We start from the raw sequence: 16,865 nt of genomic DNA on the forward strand, positions 1-16,865 counted from the left end.
AAATATAAAACTCCAAATATGATATTTGTATGGTTTTTTATTCTATATATTGTGTTTTTTAGTATTTTTTTTTGGGTTTAAAATCTCATTGTTAATGGTTTTATAAATTATGAAAAATCAAGAGGATTGATTAGATGTTCGTCGAATAAATAAAGATAAACTTTTCAAGTTATTGTTTTTAAATGTTATTTTTGTTTTTTTACATTGGTATTTAGAAAATTTGACAGCCAGAATAATCTTTTGCACTCTTAGCTCCAGATTTTGAGAAGGCGCTGTATAACGTTTTGTTAACGCTCTATCTCAAACATATAAAAAAAGGGAACCGGACAAGGATATCCCGAACTAAGAAAAGGCAGTGGATTAATTATGAAAAAAACTCTATTAGCACTAGCTGTAGTTGCGTCTGCAACTTCAGTGAACGCAGCTGAAGTATTCAAATCTGAAGAAGGTTCTGTAGATTTCTACGGTCAGCTACGTCCAACTCTTCTATTCCTAGACAGCACAGACCACACTGCAGAGCTAAACACTAGCTCTTCTCGTATGGGTGTAAATGGTGTTTACGTTGTAAACGACAACCTAAAAGTTCTAGGTGAAGTTGAAATCGGTGTTGCTCTAGGTGACAACTACGGTGCAGGTGCTGATTCAAGCGAGCGTACTGATGACTCAGTATACGTACGCCGTCACATCTTTGGCTTCGACATGGGCGATATGGGTACACTTCGTTTTGGTAAAGAAGGTACTTGGGCTGATGACATCTACGGAGCTGATTACTCATACTTCTTCGGTGGTTCTGCACTTCTTTACGGACACGCGTGGAACAACTCTTCTCAAATTAAATACGCTTACGAAAATGACGCATTCTGGCTAAAAGCTGGTTACGCGCTAGGTGAGAAAGATCAAAACGAAGAAATCCGCGAAGTATTCGTAGGTAAGTCTTTCAATGACCTATCTGTACACGCTGGCGTTCTTTCTTCTGAGAACAAGATTGCTTCTAAAGGTAACAACACTGAGAACCTATCTTTCGAAGTAACTGCTGAATACGCTCTAGATGAGCACACTCTAGGTGCTACGTACTACTACAACGAAAATGAAGACAAAGCAGCTAACGAGACTATCGATTCTCACGGTATCTCTCTAGCAGGCATGTTCGCTGTAGCTCCTAAAACAACACTTTACTCTGGCTACGAGCTAGTAATGTCATCTTCTGACAAATCTGGCAAGAAAGATGGCGACCAATCTAAGTTTTACGCTGGCGTTGAATACAAGTTCTCTAAATGGGCTCGCGTATTCGCAGAAGCGGGTTACAATTTTGATGGTGATAAGCTAGAAGCTGGTAAAACAACTGCAGAAACTGATTCTAAAACTGACTTCGGTGTTGGTGCACGTTTCTACTGGTAATCAATACCCAGTTTGATATTGTAAGACCCAGCTATATGCTGGGTCTTTTACTATGAAGATAAGGATGAAAAACTCTATGCAGTTATCATTAAAAGTGGCAATGGCGTTGTCTATTCTTGCCAGTACAAACCTTTATGCTGCAACGACTTTAGTGGTTCCAGAAGACGTGAAGTTACTGGCCGTCAATATGGAGAAGCCAAAACTTGAGGGGGACTTTTCTCTAGTGAGAAGACAATTGAGATCCCCGACGGAACTAACCAAATTGTCTTCAAATATCAACCTGCTTTTGAAACAAACGAAAACCTTAAGACAGTTTACAGTGACGTGATCATCGCTAAGTTTGATGTTGAAAATGAAAAACTAAAGTTTGAACTACCAGAGTTTAAAACTCTTCGTCAAGCGCAAAACAACATCTCACCTTTAGATTGGCAACTGCTGGACACCAAAGGTCAACCTATTGCTTTGGTCGAAGATGTATTAGAGTCAGATGGTGTTCAAATTGGTCGTAATTACCCTCAAGAATCTCGTAACTACAATATTGCTGGCGGTATCGCGAGTGTTGCCGTTAGTTATGTAACTGTGAATCAGCATCAACAATCAGTAAGTGATATCGAGCCTCGAGTTGAGAGTAGTGATACCCGTTCAACAGTCGCATCGAACGACAGCCCAATGGTTGATGTATTAAAGACGATGTACCAGAAAGCGTCTCCGGCGGAAAAAGAGGCATTTAAAAACTGGCTTGCTGAGCAGTAATCCCTTAGTTCATTAGATAGGGCTTAACTGAAAAAGTACGAATCTAAAAAGCAGGCTTTAAGCCTGCTTTTATCTTTTCTGCCTATTAGAGAGAGATTTCTCTCCATTCACCAGGCATTAGGTCTTTAAGGACGATATCACCCATCGAATGACGAATGAGGCGCAAAGTAGGGAAGCCAATGTGCGCAGTCATGCGACGCACCTGACGATTTCTTCCTTCAATAATGGTAATGGCTAACCAAGTGGTAGGGATATTTGCGCGAAAACGAACAGGAGGGGTTCTATCCCAGACTTGTGGTTCTGGAATCACTTCAACTTCGGCTGGTAGAGTCATACCATCTTTTAGCTCTACTCCCTTTCTCAATTTTTCAAGATCTTGCTCCTGAGGAGCGCCATCAACTTGAACCCAATAAGTCTTCGGCGATTTTGACTTTGGCTGCGTTAGCTTCGCCTGCAAGATGCCATCGTTAGTGAGTACCATCAAACCTTCGCTGTCTCGGTCCAATCGGCCAGCCGCATAGACATCTTTGATTGGGATATAGTCCGCTAACGTTTTGCGACCATCGCCATCGGTAAATTGACTGAGCGTATCGTAAGGCTTATTGAAAATAATGACTTTACGATCTTTGGGGGCCACTTTTGGCTTTTGGCTTTTTGTTGGGCGATTAGGTCGACGGTCTTGCTGAGTACGAGTCTTCGAGCCATTGCGAGCTCCTGAGTGTTTAAAATGGCCCGTTTTAGACTGGTTACGACTGCGACCTTTTTCCTGACCTGTACGAGATGACATGTTAACTACCCTGCAAAAATGTAAATGAACTGTGTTTGAAAGTTTTAAGTTTTCTCATGATCGGATATGATTTGCGCGCCTAAAACTAACAAACGCGCACAGAATGATAGACTAATTCGTGTTATTTGTTTAATTATATCAGTGCACTCATGGATTCAGAGCCCAGAGCTTCAAACTACAACAAAGAGTGCGAACCGCATGTGGCGTTAGTGAGGAGACATGTACTGCTAACGTGCAGCAATGCGTCAATTAAACCAACTCAGACGCTGAGTTGATCAGCCAACAAGTTGATTAAAAAATAGGGAAATTTCATGCCTACAGAAAAACCTACAATTATCTACACCATCACTGATGAAGCGCCGGCGCTAGCAACTTATTCATTACTACCAATCATTCAATCATTCACAGCATCGTCTGGCATCAATGTAGATACTCGTGATATTTCACTAGCAGGTCGAATTATCGCTAACTTCCCAGAGCATCTAAAAGAAGAACAGCGCATTGGCGATGCGTTGACTGAGCTTGGTGAACTAGCTCAAACTCCAGAAGCAAATATCATCAAGCTACCTAACATTTCAGCTTCAGTTCCTCAGCTTAAAGCGGCGATTAAAGAGCTTCAGGCGAAAGGTTACGATTTACCAAACTACCCAGAAGAACCGAGCACGTACGAAGAGAAAGCGATTAAAGCGGCTTACGACAAAATCAAAGGTAGTGCGGTTAACCCAGTACTTCGTGAAGGTAACTCAGACCGTCGTGCTCCAACTTCGGTTAAGAACTACGCGAAGAAAAATCCACATTCAATGGGTGCGTGGTCATCAGAGTCTAAGTCTCATGTCGCGAGCATGTCAGATAACGACTTCTTTGGGAGCGAAAAGTCGACAACCATCTCTGGCGCAACAGAGGTCAAAATCGAGTTCGTCGGTAATGACGGTACAGTTAAAGAGCTTAAGCCGGCTTTCCCATTACTAGATAAAGAAGTCATTGACACTTCAGTTATGAAGAAGAAGGCGCTGGTTGAATTTTTCGAGAAAGAGATTGCTGAAGCGAAAGCACAAGACGTGCTGTTGTCTCTTCATATGAAAGCGACGATGATGAAGGTTTCTGACCCAGTCATTTTCGGCCATGCAGTGAAAGTTTACTACAAAGACGTTTTCGATAAATACGGTAAGCTGTTTGAAGAACTGGGCGTTGATGTAAACAATGGCATTGGTGATGTCTACTCGAAAATTGAGTCTCTACCTGAAGCGCAAAAAGCAGAAATTGAAGCGGCCATTCAAGCGGTTTATCAAACTCAACCAGAACTTGCGATGGTTGACTCTGATCGTGGTATCACAAACTTACATGTACCAAGCGACATCATTGTAGATGCTTCTATGCCAGCAATGCTTCGCTCTTCTGGTCAAATGTGGGGACCAGATGGTAAACAAAAAGACACCAAAGCGATGATACCAGATCGTAGCTACGCAGGTATTTACCAAGCGGTGATTGATTTCTGTAAAGAGCACGGCGCATTTGACCCGACCACTATGGGTAGCGTGCCTAACGTTGGCTTAATGGCTCAAAAGGCAGAAGAATATGGTTCTCACGACAAGACGTTCATTCTAGATGCAGCGGGTACCGTTCGCGTTGTTGATACTGCGGGTAACGTATTGTTAGAGCAAGCGGTTGAAGAAGGCGATATCTTCCGTATGTGTCAGGTGAAGGACGCACCAATCCAAGATTGGGTTAAACTAGCAGTGACTCGCGCACGTGCAACAGGTGTTCCAGCCGTATTCTGGCTAGACGAAAACCGTGCGCACGATGCTGAACTCATTAAGAAAGTAAATACCTACTTACCAGAGCACGATACTGACGGTCTAGAGATTAAGATCCTATCTCCTGTTGATGCTTGTAAGTACTCGCTAGAGCGTATGAAAGCGGGTCTGGATACTATCTCTGTAACGGGTAACGTTCTTCGTGACTACCTAACAGACTTGTTCCCAATTCTAGAGTTAGGCACGTCAGCTAAGATGCTATCTATCGTTCCATTGATGAATGGCGGTGGTCTATTTGAAACAGGTGCTGGTGGTTCTGCTCCTAAGCATGTTCAACAAGTAGAAAAAGAAAATCACCTTCGTTGGGATTCTTTAGGTGAGTTCTTAGCACTAGCTGCATCCCTAGAACATCTAAGTGTGGTGGCAAACAACCCGAAAGCACAAGTTTTGGCGGATACGCTAGACAAAGCGACTGGTGAGTTTTTAGATACCAACAAGTCTCCGTCACGTAAAGTGGGCGAATTAGATAACCGCGGTAGTCATTTCTACCTCGCACTTTACTGGGCGAAAGCACTTGCTGAGCAAACAGACGATGCTGATCTCGCTGCTGAGTTTGCACTGATTGCGAAAGCGTTGTCAGAGCATGAAGAAAAAATCGTCGCTGAGCTAAACAACGCACAGGGTGTGAAAGGAGAACTGGGCGGTTACTATCTGCTAGATGATGCATTGGTTTCTAAGTTGATGCGCCCAAGCGAAACCTTTAACGCGATCATTAACAAGTAAAATAGATGAAAAGAGCACGTCGCTTTCGGCGTGTTTCTTCTTTTATCAATACTTTGTATGTGGTCTATCTGTATTTCATAAGCTACAAATAGTAAGAAACCCGCTATCTTGGCGGGTTTATTTTTCTCTTCAGAACATCAAAATGACGTTTCGAGAGCAATATTTTTATTTTTCGACAGCGCTCTAATTATTTGGCTTGACCTTCAAGAGGCACGACGCTACTCGCGTGACAGCCTTTGGGACCTTTTTCAATCTCGTATGAGACTTGTTGGCCTGCTTTCAGTGTACGATAACCGTCCATCTGGATAGTTGAGTAGTGGGCAAAGATATCTCCCTCTTCTTCATCTGAACAAATAAACCCAAATCCTTTGGCATTGTTAAACCACTTTACTGTACCTGTAGCCATGCTTTTACATCCCTCATGCATTTTTTACTGAGTTGTTACAACAACCAAGTTATACCTTTAACCTGGTACTACTATTGTCAGCGAACGCTAACAAACATCTAGTCAATGAGAAATCACATTCACCAAGCTGCTTAAAAACAAATGGATTCAAAATGACGATTTATGCATCAACACTTTCCACTGTAGTCAATGAATCCCGACAGTCAATAGCATTAAGCAACAAACAGAAACATAATTGAAAACAAATCACTTTTGAGATTAACAAATTTGCAAACAGTTTTTCGTATATACGCGGAAGTTTGGTCAATTAGCCTGCAAAGTAGTATTCACTGGAAAAACCATACTGTTCGTGTTGCTTATGATAGATGAATCCTCTAACTGAATAAAAAATGAAGTTTTCGTGATAATTACCCCATTCTCAGTTAGGAAGTGTGATCTCGGTAGAAGACTGAGAGATGTTTCGCAATAGCTCGGAGGGGGTAAAAAGAAAGTTATTTTATAAGTAAAAATGTGTAACTTATCGACAAGCATCTTTTATTTGCGCCCCCTCAAGACCTGCATTAGTCTCTATATTAGGTAGCAACTTTTATCGATCAAAGATCGAATTCGGTGCCATATCTCACTACACCGCGCTGCACGCTTGTGGTAGATTGTTTTTATAGGTCGAAAACATCAACCCTTTGATACGATATCTTTGAATTGCCATGAGTAAAAATTTTGAATGGGTCACTCCGGACTCTGATCTTCTGGAGCGAGAAAGTACGAAAGTTCAGCCACCTAAGCTGTACAATGTTGTACTAAATAATGATGACTATACACCTATGGATTTCGTCATAGAGGTACTTGAGCGATTCTTTTCACATGACATTGATAAAGCGACTCAGATCATGCTCAAGATTCACTATGAAGGAAAGGCAATCTGTGGCACATACAGTGCAGAAATTGCCGAAACAAAAGTAGCGCAAGTTACGATGTACGCAAGGGAAAATGAACATCCGCTACTTTGCACTATGGAGCAAGCGTAAACAAAGAAGACTTGCTCGAACAACCCAAGTTGTTTTTTCGGGAGGTACTTATGCTAAATAAAGAACTAGAGTCAAGCCTTAACGGTGCATTTGCTCGGGCGCGAGATAAACGCCACGAGTTTATGACTGTCGAACACCTCCTACTTGCATTATTGGAAAATGATGCAGCTAAGGAAGCCCTTTTAGCTTGTAAAGCGGATCTTGACGCTTTACGTAACGAACTCGATATATTCATCGATCAAACTACGCCTCTTATCCCAGACAGTGATGAGACGCGTGAAACCCAGCCGACTTTGAGTTTTCAACGTGTGCTACAACGCGCCGTCTTTCATGTACAGTCGTCTGGCCGCAACGAAGTAACAGGTGCAAACGTGCTTGTGGCGATCTTCAGTGAGCAAGAGTCGCATGCCGCCTACTTACTGAAGAAAAACGACATCTCCCGATTAGATATTGTTAACTTTATCTCCCATGGTATTACTAAAGCGTCAGGTGCAAGCGAAGACCCATCATCAGATTCGTTCAGTTCAGAGAGTGTCGAAGAGCCGAATTCTGAAGAACGTTTGGAAAGCTTTGCGACTAACCTTAATCAGGTCGCTAAAGATGGCAATATCGATCCACTGATTGGTCGCGATAAAGAGCTAGAGCGCACTATTCAAGTACTTTGCCGCCGCCGCAAGAATAACCCATTACTAGTGGGTGAAGCCGGGGTAGGTAAAACAGCCATCGCAGAAGGTCTTGCTTGGCGAATTGTAGAAGGGCAGGTCCCGGAAGTTATTCAAAACAGCGTGATTTACTCATTGGATATTGGTTCTCTATTGGCTGGTACTAAGTACCGTGGTGATTTTGAAAAACGCTTCAAGGCGATTTTGAAACAGCTTGAAAAAGAAGAAGATGCAATTTTGTTCATCGATGAGATACACACAATCATCGGTGCGGGTGCGGCTTCTGGTGGTCAAGTTGATGCCGCAAACCTTATCAAACCTCTACTAAGTAGCGGTAAGTTGCGTTGTATCGGCTCGACTACATACCAAGAATACAGCAACATTTTCGAGAAAGAGCGTGCGTTGTCCCGTCGTTTCCAAAAGATAGACGTTGTAGAGCCTTCTCTGGATGACACAACTAAAATCTTGATGGGCTTGAAGCCGAAGTACGAAGCACACCATGAAGTACGTTACACCAATAAAGCACTGCGTGCCGCGGTAGAACTTTCGGCGAAATACATCAATGAACGTCATTTACCAGATAAAGCCATTGATGTCATTGATGAAGCTGGCGCTCGCAGTCGTCTTGCTCCTGCAAGCCGCCGTAAGAAAACGGTTGGTGTTGCCGATATCGAAGCGATGGTTGCCAAGATGGCACGAATCCCAGAGAAGTCGGTTTCTTCTTCAGATAAAGACATCTTGAAGAACCTAGATAGCAAGATGAAGATGTTGGTATTTGGTCAAGATAATGCGATTGATGCATTATCCGAAGCGATCAAGCTGACACGTGCAGGTTTGGGCGTGGATAACAAACCAGTTGGTTCATTCTTGTTTGCTGGCCCTACTGGGGTGGGTAAAACAGAGGTGACGGTGCAGCTATCTAAGCTTCTAGGGATCGAGCTACTTCGTTTTGATATGTCGGAATATGGTGAGCGTCACTCCGTGAGTCGCTTAATTGGTGCACCTCCTGGTTATGTCGGTTACGACCAAGGTGGCTTGCTGACAGACGCTGTTATCAAGCACCCACATTCAGTCGTATTGCTTGATGAGATTGAGAAAGCGCATCCAGATATCTTTAATTTGCTATTGCAAGTGATGGATAATGGTACGCTAACGGACAACAACGGTCGTAAAGCAGACTTCCGTAATGTCATCCTCGTTATGACAACCAACGCGGGTGTGGCTGAAACTGAGAAGAAATCAATTGGTTTGATTCAGCAAGACAACAGTCACGATGCGATGGCGGAAATTAAGAAGGTGTTCACTCCTGAGTTCCGTAACCGTCTTGATAACATCATCTGGTTTAACAGCCTTGATGAAAGCGTTATCCATCAAGTTGTTGATAAGTTTATTGTTGAACTGCAGGTGCAACTTGATGCTCGTGGCGTATCAATGGAGGTATCGCAAGATGCACGCCATTGGTTAGCGAATAAAGGTTATGATAAGGCGATGGGTGCTCGCCCAATGGGACGCGTTATCCAAGAGCAACTTAAGAAACCTTTGGCTAATGAATTGTTGTTTGGCTCTCTAGTCGACGGCGGCACTGTGAAAGTAACGCTAGTGAACGACACACTTAAATTTGAATATTTGAGTGAGAAAGAGGCAGCGATGCATTAATCGCTGCCCCGTAAGGGAAGTAAAAGCGCACGATTTTATCGTGCGCTTTTTGTTTGTCTGAACCTACTCGGAAATAAAAATCATGCAATAAAAAACGGAGCAAACTGCTCCGTTTTTTATTGCATCCGAAAATCAGAGATTAACGAGCGCGGAAGACGATGCGGCCTTTTGACAGGTCGTATGGAGTCATCTCTACAGTTACTTTGTCACCCGTTAGGATACGGATGTAGTTCTTACGCATCTTGCCAGAGATGTGAGCAGTCACAACGTGACCGTTTTCAAGTTCAACACGGAACATAGTGTTTGGTAGAGTGTCAAGGACCGTGCCTTGCATCTCGATTACGTCTTCTTTAGCCATTTAATCCTCTTTAGAAATTAGGCAATATTAGCGGGCTATATTCTGCCGCTAAATAGTAATTATGTAAAGTTGAGGCGTATTCTACCCTCGCCAACGCTGATTTACTAGCCTTTGGTGGCGTTGAAAGCGTGTTTTATAGTTCATTGCTGGGCACTCATCAATCTGATAACCCAAATAAAGCCACTGTTGTTTGTTTTCTTGGCAGTATTTTATTTGATAGAGCACTGCCAAAGTGCCAAGAGATAACGGGTAGTCAGGGTCAAAAAAAGTATAAAACGCACTCGAACATTGAGTCATTACATCCGTTACCGCAATGGCGAGTAATTGATTTGACTCATCGTAAATATGTAAAAATGAAGTGGTCAACCAGCTGGTTTGGGCAAACCGAGAAAACTCATCACGCTTTGGTGGGTACATAGTGCCGTTTTTATGCCGTTTGCAGATGTACCGACTGTAAAGCTCAAACCATTCCTCATCCATTTCAGGTTTCATTTCCCAGCGTAAAAACTGTGCTTTACTGAGCAGCCTCTTCTGGCTTTTTGATAGCGTCACGTCCGGAATCGAGACTCTAATTGGCTGGCAAGCATTACAATGCTCACAGTGCGGTTTATATATGGTATCTCCGCTACGACGAAAGCCGTTGGCCATCAGCAGTTGATAGTTTTCTTCAGTATGCAGTACTGCATCAAGTGCTACCGCCACACGCTCTTGCCGTTCAGGCAAGTAACTGCAAGGGTGATTATTCGTTAATCCAATTCGAATATGTTGTATATCCGTACTCATACTGAATCCTGCAAAACTTGGGGCTTATAGGTATCAAATAGTGTTTGTTTTTCTCTTAAAGATAGTAGTTTTTGCATAAACTCGTTACGCTCTAGTTCAAATGCGCCAAGTGATGCCAAGTGCGAGTTCATAACCTGACAATCGATTAATTGACCTTGCTTTGACGCCAAATGGTTGCATAAGTACCACAATGCAATTTTAGATGCGTTATCTTTTAGGCTAAACATCGACTCTCCGCAAAAAAGTTGACCAACGCAGATGCCATATAGTCCCCCAATGAGCTCGTTGTCATGCCATACTTCTACAGAGTGACAGTGACCCAGTTTAGCTAACTCAATGTAAGACGCTTGCATTTCCTCGTTGAGCCAAGTTTCCTCTGCAGGACGTGTTGATGAACATAGTCTAATCACTTCTTCTGTCGCGAAATTGAGCGTTACTTTATAGTTATGTTTACGCTGAAATTTTTTGAGACTTTTAGACGGTTTAAACGCTAAGGGATCAAAAACAGCGCGTGGGAAGGGCTCCACCATAGAATAGGTTCTCCAGGACCATACCAAGGGAAAATGCCTTGATAGTAACCATTGAGGATTCTCATGGGATCTAAGTCACCGCCAAAAGCAAGCAAACCATTGGGATCGCTGAGTGCTTTATAGGGTGAGGGAAAGTTGAACGTTTCATCGAGTTCAGTTAAATAAATAGCCATAAGAAGTCGTTACCAACATTGGAGTCAGAGGAGTTTATGATGACCTGGTTAAGAAATATTGTGAAAGTATGGCTTTGGATCATACTGTTTTTCCCACTTGCCGCCAACGCAGCATATGAAAGAAATGTTGCCAAGCCGGTAAATGAAGTGGTGTATGGGAAGATTGACTCTGTCCGTTATATTACTCAGCAAGAGGTCGTTCAATCGAAAAATAATGGTTGGAAAACGCTACTTGGTGCCACAATAGGCGGTTTAGTCGGCAATCAATTTGGTGGTGGTACAGGACGAGAAGTTGCGACGGCAGTTGGTGCACTTGCAGGTGCAGCGGTTGCACAAAATCAAAGTAATTACCAATACACGGTTGAATATAAGTTAGTTGAGCTACTCATCAAAGTGAAGGGCGACAAGCTGATTAATGTTATCCAAGATGTTGATAAAAATATGCTATTTAGTCGAGGGGATGAAGTTCGTATCTTATATTTTGATGATGGAGTCAGGGTTGATATCGCTTATTAATCCTACGTTATTTTAACCTAAGGTAGCCTAACCAGGCATGCACAGTAGGGCTGGCTTATCGTCAAATAAAGTCGAAATAGCTTGCTGTTTCGTCGCGCCTCTTTCGCTCTTATTTACATCGCTGGCAATGCCTTTAATTCTGCATCTTTAGGCTACTTGAGTATATTCATAAATTAGCGCCGATTTGCTCTGGTTTTGTCGTGTTTTTTTGGGTAGTCTGAATTCACGAAGAATTGTTTAGCTCTCATAAAAAATCGTATGTTGAGGGCACAAAGGATTATCAACTTTTAATGGAAAGCCTAACGTTACAACCTATCAATAAAATTCAAGGGGAAGTGAATCTTCCTGGCTCTAAAAGCGTTTCTAATCGAGCTCTTTTACTTGCTGCTCTTGCTAAAGGCAGAACTCGCCTTACTAACCTCCTCGACAGTGATGATATCCGTCATATGCTGAATGCGCTGACTAAACTCGGCGTTCAATACCAACTTTCCGAAGATAAAACAGAATGTCTCGTTGAAGGCCTTGGGCGTCCGTTTTCTGTCTCAGAACCGGTAGAGTTATTTCTCGGTAATGCTGGCACTGCGATGCGACCATTAGCTGCGGCTCTTTGTCTTGGAGAAGGGCAGTATGTACTGACGGGCGAACCTCGTATGAAAGAGCGTCCAATTGGTCACCTTGTCACGGCACTGAAAGATGCTGGTGCGAACGTTGAGTACATGGAAAACGAGAACTTTCCGCCTCTCAAAATAGTTGGTACTGGCCTAAAAGCAGGTACAGTTTCTATCGATGGATCCATTTCAAGTCAGTTCTTGACCGCTTTCTTAATGTCTGCGCCATTGGCTGAAGGTGAAATTCGCATCAACATCGAAGGCGAGTTGGTTTCTAAGCCTTATATCGATATCACCCTGCATATCATGAAGCAGTTTGGGGTCGATGTGATCAACAACGACTATCAAGAGTTTGTGATTCCTGCCGGTCAGCAATACATCGCTCCAGGTGATTTCTTGGTTGAAGGTGACGCGTCTTCTGCTTCTTACTTCTTGGCGGCGGCAGCCATCAAAGGCGGAGAAGTTAAAGTGACGGGTATCGGTAAAAACAGCATTCAAGGTGATATTCAATTTGCTGATGCGCTTGAAAAAATGGGTGCAGAAATTGAATGGGGTGATGACTACGTAATTTCACGTGTTGGTCAATTGAAAGGCATCGATATGGATTACAACCATATCCCTGATGCTGCAATGACCATCGCGACAACAGCGTTATTTGCCGAAGGCACTACCGCTATTCGTAACGTTTATAACTGGCGTGTAAAAGAAACAGACCGTTTGTCAGCTATGGCGACGGAATTACGTAAAGTTGGTGCGGAAGTGGAAGAAGGGGAAGACTACATCATCGTCAAACCTGTCTCTCAGTTAAAGCATGCTGCGATTGATACTTACGATGATCATCGAATGGCGATGTGTTTTTCGCTGGTGGCACTTAGTGATACGCCTGTGACGATTAACGATCCAAAGTGTACGTCGAAAACGTTCCCTGACTACTTCGACAAACTTAAGGCTTTAAGCTGCTAAATATTCTGACCTGAAACAGGAAAGCCAGAGTGAATAACACTCTGGCTTTTTTGTTTTCCGCTACTATTTAACCAGCGTAAATTCCTTGGAAAGGTGATGCGCTAAGTATTTGAACATATTGAATACTGCAGTCGTATTTGAAGTTGGTAAACCTTTGTCATCAAGGAAGTATTCACCTTTAAAAACTAAAACACCTTCTTTTTCTCCTACGCTTGTTGCTCGCATCCCTTCGATGTAATCATCGTGTTCTTGGATGATTTGGTTAGCGATCAAAAGAAGGTCGAACTCTTCGATAAACGTTCTATCAGACATACTTTTTCTACCATTCATTTCAGTTGAGAACGCTGAGTATACCTACAACTAAAATGGGTTTGCATGATTAATTCAGTCAATCGTTCACTTAGCCTAAACAGATCAATTTTTAGAGTGTAAGTATGATTAGTTGGAGGATATGGAAGAGCCACTGAACGAAACTATTTTGTGATGCGTAACAAAATTTATTGCATTGGATTAGCGGATGCTAAGTTTGCCTGTTTAGATATGCCGCTCAATACCTTTCAGAACCCTGTCTCTTTGAAGTATAAAGACGATGAATTGTCAACCAATCGGATCTGAATTTCAAAAAAGCAGTTGATCTTCTTTTCATCTCGCACAATAGTAAAAAAAGAAGCAATGAAATAGAACATTATGCGGGTGGCCTTTAAACAAGGTTTCTACCCGCATTATTATGAAGGACGTTAGAGTCAGTTATGGGTAAATCACTCGTTATAGTGGAGTCACCAGCCAAGGCAAAGACGATAAATAAGTACCTTGGTAAAGACTTTATTGTTAAGTCTAGTGTTGGTCATGTGCGTGATCTGCCTACGGCCGGTCAAAGCACTGGTGAGAAAAAAGCCGCAGCCATCTCAACAAAAGGGATGAGTCCGGAAGAGAAAGCGCGCGTTAAAAAAGAGAAAGACCGCAAAGCGTTGATCAAAAAAATGGGGATTAACCCATATCATGACTGGGAAGCGAATTACCAAATCCTTCCAGGCAAAGAAAAAGTTGTCAACGAACTACAAAAACTCGCCAAAGACGCAGATTGCGTTTATCTCGCAACCGATTTGGACCGCGAAGGGGAAGCAATCGCATGGCACCTTCGTGAGATCATCGGTGGCGATGAAGAGCGATACAAACGTGTAGTTTTTAACGAAATTACGAAAAACGCGATCCAACAAGCTTTCCAGACACCTGGTGAGCTGAACATGGATGGTGTTAATGCCCAACAAGCGCGTCGCTTCATGGACCGTGTCGTTGGTTTTATGGTTTCACCTTTACTTTGGAAGAAAGTGGCTCGTGGTTTATCTGCTGGTCGCGTGCAGTCTGTTGCGGTGAAACTATTAGTTGAGCGTGAGCGTGAGATTAACGCGTTTGTACCAGAAGAATTCTGGGATATTCATGCGAATACGAAAACGAAAGACAAAGCTGACTTTAAACTGCTTGTTGCTCAGAAAGATGGTTCTGCGTTTAAGCCAGTTAATGAGGCAGAAACCAAAGCAGCGATGTCTGTGCTTGAGAATGCAAGTTACGAAGTATGTAAGCGTGAAGATCGCCCTACAAAGAGCAAGCCTTCAGCACCTTACATCACCTCTACGCTTCAACAGGCAGCAAGTACACGTCTGGGCTACGGCGTGAAAAAGACCATGATGCTAGCTCAGCGCCTCTATGAGGCCGGTTACATCACTTATATGCGTACTGACTCGACTAACCTAAGTGCCGAGGCTGTGGACGCTGTACGTGACTTTATTGGTTCTGAGTTTGGTGATAAGTACTTACCAGCGAAACCATTGACGTACGGTAGCAAAGAAGGGGCACAGGAAGCGCACGAAGCGATCCGTCCTTCAAATGTGGGTGTTAAAGCGGAAGACCTGCAAGGTGTCGATGCTGATGCGCACAAACTTTACGCTTTGATTTGGAATCAGTTTGTCGCGTGTCAAATGACGCCAGCAGAATACGATTCAACAACCATCAGCGTAAAAGCAGCAGAATACACGCTTAAAGCGAAAGGCCGTATCCTTAAATTTGACGGCTGGACTCGTGTACAACGTCCAATGGGCAAAAACGAGGATACAATCCTTCCTGCGGTACAACTTGGCGATAAGCTAAGTTTAGAGTCACTTGACCCTAAACAGCACTTTACAAAGCCACCTGCGCGCTACACTGAAGCAGCACTGGTTAAAGAGCTGGAGAAACGAGGTATTGGTCGTCCGTCGACTTACGCATCGATCATTTCTACGATTCAAGATCGTGGTTACGTGAAAGTTGATCAGCGCCGTTTCTACGCTGAAAAAATGGGTGAAATTGTTACTGACCGCCTTGATGACAGCTTTAACGATTTGATGAACTACGACTTTACTGCGCGTATGGAACAGAAATTGGACCAAATCGCTGAAGGTGAAGTGAACTGGAAAGCTGTGTTAGACAACTTCTTTGCTGATTTTACTGGCGATCTTGAAAAAGCGGAGCTGGATGAGTCAGAAGGCGGTATGAAGTTAAACCACATCGTCATGACGGATATCGAGTGTCCGACGTGTAGCCGTCCAATGGGTATCCGTACTGCTTCGACAGGTGTGTTCTTAGGCTGTTCTGGTTACGCGTTACCACCAAAAGAGCGTTGTAAGACAACCATCAACTTGGGTGACGAAGAAGGTATTATTAACGTTCTAGAAGAAGACGTTGAAACGGCCGCGCTTCGTGCTAAAAAGCGTTGTCCGATCTGTGAAACGGCGATGGATGCATACCTGATTGATGACAAGCGTAAGATGCATGTTTGTGGTAATAACCCGAATTGTGAAGGCTACCTTGTTGAATACGGTGAGTTCAAAGTCAAAGGCTATGATGGTCCAGTTGTTGAATGTGACAAATGTGGCTCAGATATGGTGCTTAAGAACGGTCGCTTTGGTAAATACATGGACTGTACGAGTGAAACGTGTAAGAACACTCGTAAGATTCTGAAGAATGGCGAAGTCGCGCCACCGAAAGAAGATCCTGTTCATTTCCCCGAGTTACCATGTGAAAACTCAGATGCGTATTTCGTACTTCGTGATGGTGCTTCAGGTCTATTTATGGCGGCAAGCAACTTCCCGAAATCGCGCGAGACACGTGCTCCTTTGGTTGCTGAACTGGCACGTTTTGAAGAGCGTTTACCTGAGAAGTTCAAATACCTAGCGACCGCACCGCAAGAAGATCCTGATGGTCGTCCTGCAGTTGTACGCTTTAGTCGCAAAACAAAAGAGAACTACGTTCGTTCGGAAGAGAACGGCAAACCATCTGGTTGGACAGCGCTCTTTGTTGAAGGTAAGTGGGAAGTCACAGATAAGCGTAAAAAAGCGAAAGCATAAAAATGCACCATTAAGGTAAAGTAAAAAGGCAGCGATATCGCTGCCTTTTTTGCGTAGGGGCCGACAGTTTTCTCCTGCGCATTCTTCCTCTAATCGACCTTTCCTCACTTTAACAAGCATCATTGTCGCTAGAAAACACCAGAGTCACGATTTATTGGTAGCGAACGTATTTTTTATGTAAAAAACATTCGTCGTAACTTTCATTTTGCGTTCATATATTTGTTATATATTAAGCTCAAAAAGTCGGTGGTGTAGTGAATCCGTTCGTAAATTGTTTTCATAATGTAATCGTTTGCTTTTGCATGTGTGATCTAGATATCGTCTTGAGTA

General features: G+C 43.1%; 14 protein-coding genes and 1 pseudogene. 9 read left to right on the forward strand and 6 right to left on the reverse strand.

Annotated features, from left to right (window positions below; translation table 11 throughout):
* Positions 1-366: 366 nt before the first annotated feature.
* From P4S59_RS05405 to P4S59_RS05410, 3 genes are all read left to right on the forward strand, one after another.
* On the forward strand, positions 367-1,398 hold the full coding sequence (locus tag P4S59_RS05405) for a porin (protein WP_006742133.1): 1,032 nt from the start codon (positions 367-369) through the stop codon (positions 1,396-1,398).
* 76 nt (positions 1,399-1,474) lie between these two features.
* A complete protein-coding gene (locus P4S59_RS24390) occupies positions 1,475-1,726 on the forward strand; it encodes a hypothetical protein (protein ID WP_225311856.1) in 252 nt (83 codons plus the stop codon).
* The gene (locus P4S59_RS05410; RefSeq protein ID WP_263641620.1) at positions 1,660-2,151 is read left to right on the forward strand and encodes a DUF2057 family protein; all 492 of its coding nucleotides are present in this window, start codon (positions 1,660-1,662) and stop codon (positions 2,149-2,151) included. Before P4S59_RS24390 ends, P4S59_RS05410 begins: the two co-directional genes overlap by 67 nt.
* Positions 2,152-2,236: 85 nt before the next feature.
* On the opposite strand, the gene P4S59_RS05415 is transcribed toward P4S59_RS05410, so the two are convergent.
* Entirely contained in the window at positions 2,237-2,938 is a 702-nt protein-coding gene (locus tag P4S59_RS05415) for a pseudouridine synthase (RefSeq protein ID WP_053807161.1), read from the reverse strand.
* A gap of 311 nt (positions 2,939-3,249) precedes the next feature.
* Here P4S59_RS05415 and P4S59_RS05420 point away from each other — a divergent pair, with 311 nt between their 5' ends.
* Positions 3,250-5,475 carry an NADP-dependent isocitrate dehydrogenase gene (locus P4S59_RS05420; RefSeq protein ID WP_337168058.1) on the forward strand — a complete coding sequence of 742 codons (2,226 nt, stop codon included), beginning with the start codon at positions 3,250-3,252 and terminating at the stop codon, positions 5,473-5,475.
* Between the two features lie 187 nt (positions 5,476-5,662).
* On the opposite strand, the gene cspD is transcribed toward P4S59_RS05420, so the two are convergent.
* Positions 5,663-5,881, reverse strand: a complete 219-nt coding sequence (gene cspD / locus P4S59_RS05425; protein WP_005378407.1) for a cold shock domain-containing protein CspD — start codon at positions 5,879-5,881, stop codon at positions 5,663-5,665.
* Positions 5,882-6,585: 704 nt separating this feature from the next.
* On the opposite strand from cspD, the gene clpS reads away from it, so the two are divergent.
* Positions 6,586-6,906, forward strand: coding sequence for an ATP-dependent Clp protease adapter ClpS (gene clpS, locus P4S59_RS05430; protein WP_031780157.1), 321 nt, complete (start codon positions 6,586-6,588; stop codon positions 6,904-6,906).
* 50 nt (positions 6,907-6,956) lie between these two features.
* Positions 6,957-9,224 carry an ATP-dependent Clp protease ATP-binding subunit ClpA gene (gene clpA / locus P4S59_RS05435; protein ID WP_005390700.1) on the forward strand — a complete coding sequence of 756 codons (2,268 nt, stop codon included), beginning with the start codon at positions 6,957-6,959 and terminating at the stop codon, positions 9,222-9,224.
* 139 nt (positions 9,225-9,363) lie between these two features.
* Here the strand turns inward: clpA and infA are convergent, their stop codons facing one another.
* The 3 genes and pseudogenes from infA to aat form a co-directional block, all read right to left on the reverse strand.
* Positions 9,364-9,582: a translation initiation factor IF-1 gene (gene infA, locus P4S59_RS05440; protein ID WP_001040192.1), complete on the reverse strand. Its 219-nt coding sequence runs from the start codon at positions 9,580-9,582 to the stop codon at positions 9,364-9,366.
* An 81-nt stretch (positions 9,583-9,663) separates the two neighbouring features.
* On the reverse strand, positions 9,664-10,365 hold the full coding sequence (locus tag P4S59_RS05445; protein ID WP_337168059.1) for an arginyltransferase: 702 nt from the start codon (positions 10,363-10,365) through the stop codon (positions 9,664-9,666).
* A pseudogene (gene aat, locus P4S59_RS05450) lies at positions 10,362-11,068 on the reverse strand (leucyl/phenylalanyl-tRNA--protein transferase). Before aat ends, P4S59_RS05445 begins: the two are co-directional and overlap by 4 nt.
* A 39-nt stretch (positions 11,069-11,107) precedes the next feature.
* Here aat and P4S59_RS05455 point away from each other — a divergent pair.
* Together P4S59_RS05455 and aroA are read left to right on the forward strand one after the other, a co-directional pair.
* Positions 11,108-11,584: a glycine zipper 2TM domain-containing protein gene (locus P4S59_RS05455; RefSeq protein WP_337168060.1), complete on the forward strand. Its 477-nt coding sequence runs from the start codon at positions 11,108-11,110 to the stop codon at positions 11,582-11,584.
* 290 nt (positions 11,585-11,874) lie between these two features.
* Positions 11,875-13,155, forward strand: a complete 1,281-nt coding sequence (gene aroA, locus P4S59_RS05460) for a 3-phosphoshikimate 1-carboxyvinyltransferase (protein ID WP_337168061.1) — start codon at positions 11,875-11,877, stop codon at positions 13,153-13,155.
* Between the two features lie 63 nt (positions 13,156-13,218).
* Here aroA and P4S59_RS05465 read toward each other — a convergent pair whose 3' ends face one another.
* A complete protein-coding gene (locus tag P4S59_RS05465; protein WP_337168062.1) occupies positions 13,219-13,467 on the reverse strand; it encodes a YciN family protein in 249 nt (82 codons plus the stop codon).
* 437 nt (positions 13,468-13,904) lie between these two features.
* Here P4S59_RS05465 and topA point away from each other — a divergent pair, with 437 nt between their 5' ends.
* Positions 13,905-16,535 carry a type I DNA topoisomerase gene (gene topA / locus P4S59_RS05470; protein WP_005390711.1) on the forward strand — a complete coding sequence of 877 codons (2,631 nt, stop codon included), beginning with the start codon at positions 13,905-13,907 and terminating at the stop codon, positions 16,533-16,535.
* Positions 16,536-16,865: the final 330 nt, after the last annotated feature.

This window comes from Vibrio sp. M60_M70 (assembly GCF_037162085.1).
In the GTDB taxonomy this organism is placed as follows: Bacteria; Pseudomonadota; Gammaproteobacteria; order Enterobacterales; family Vibrionaceae; genus Vibrio; species Vibrio diabolicus.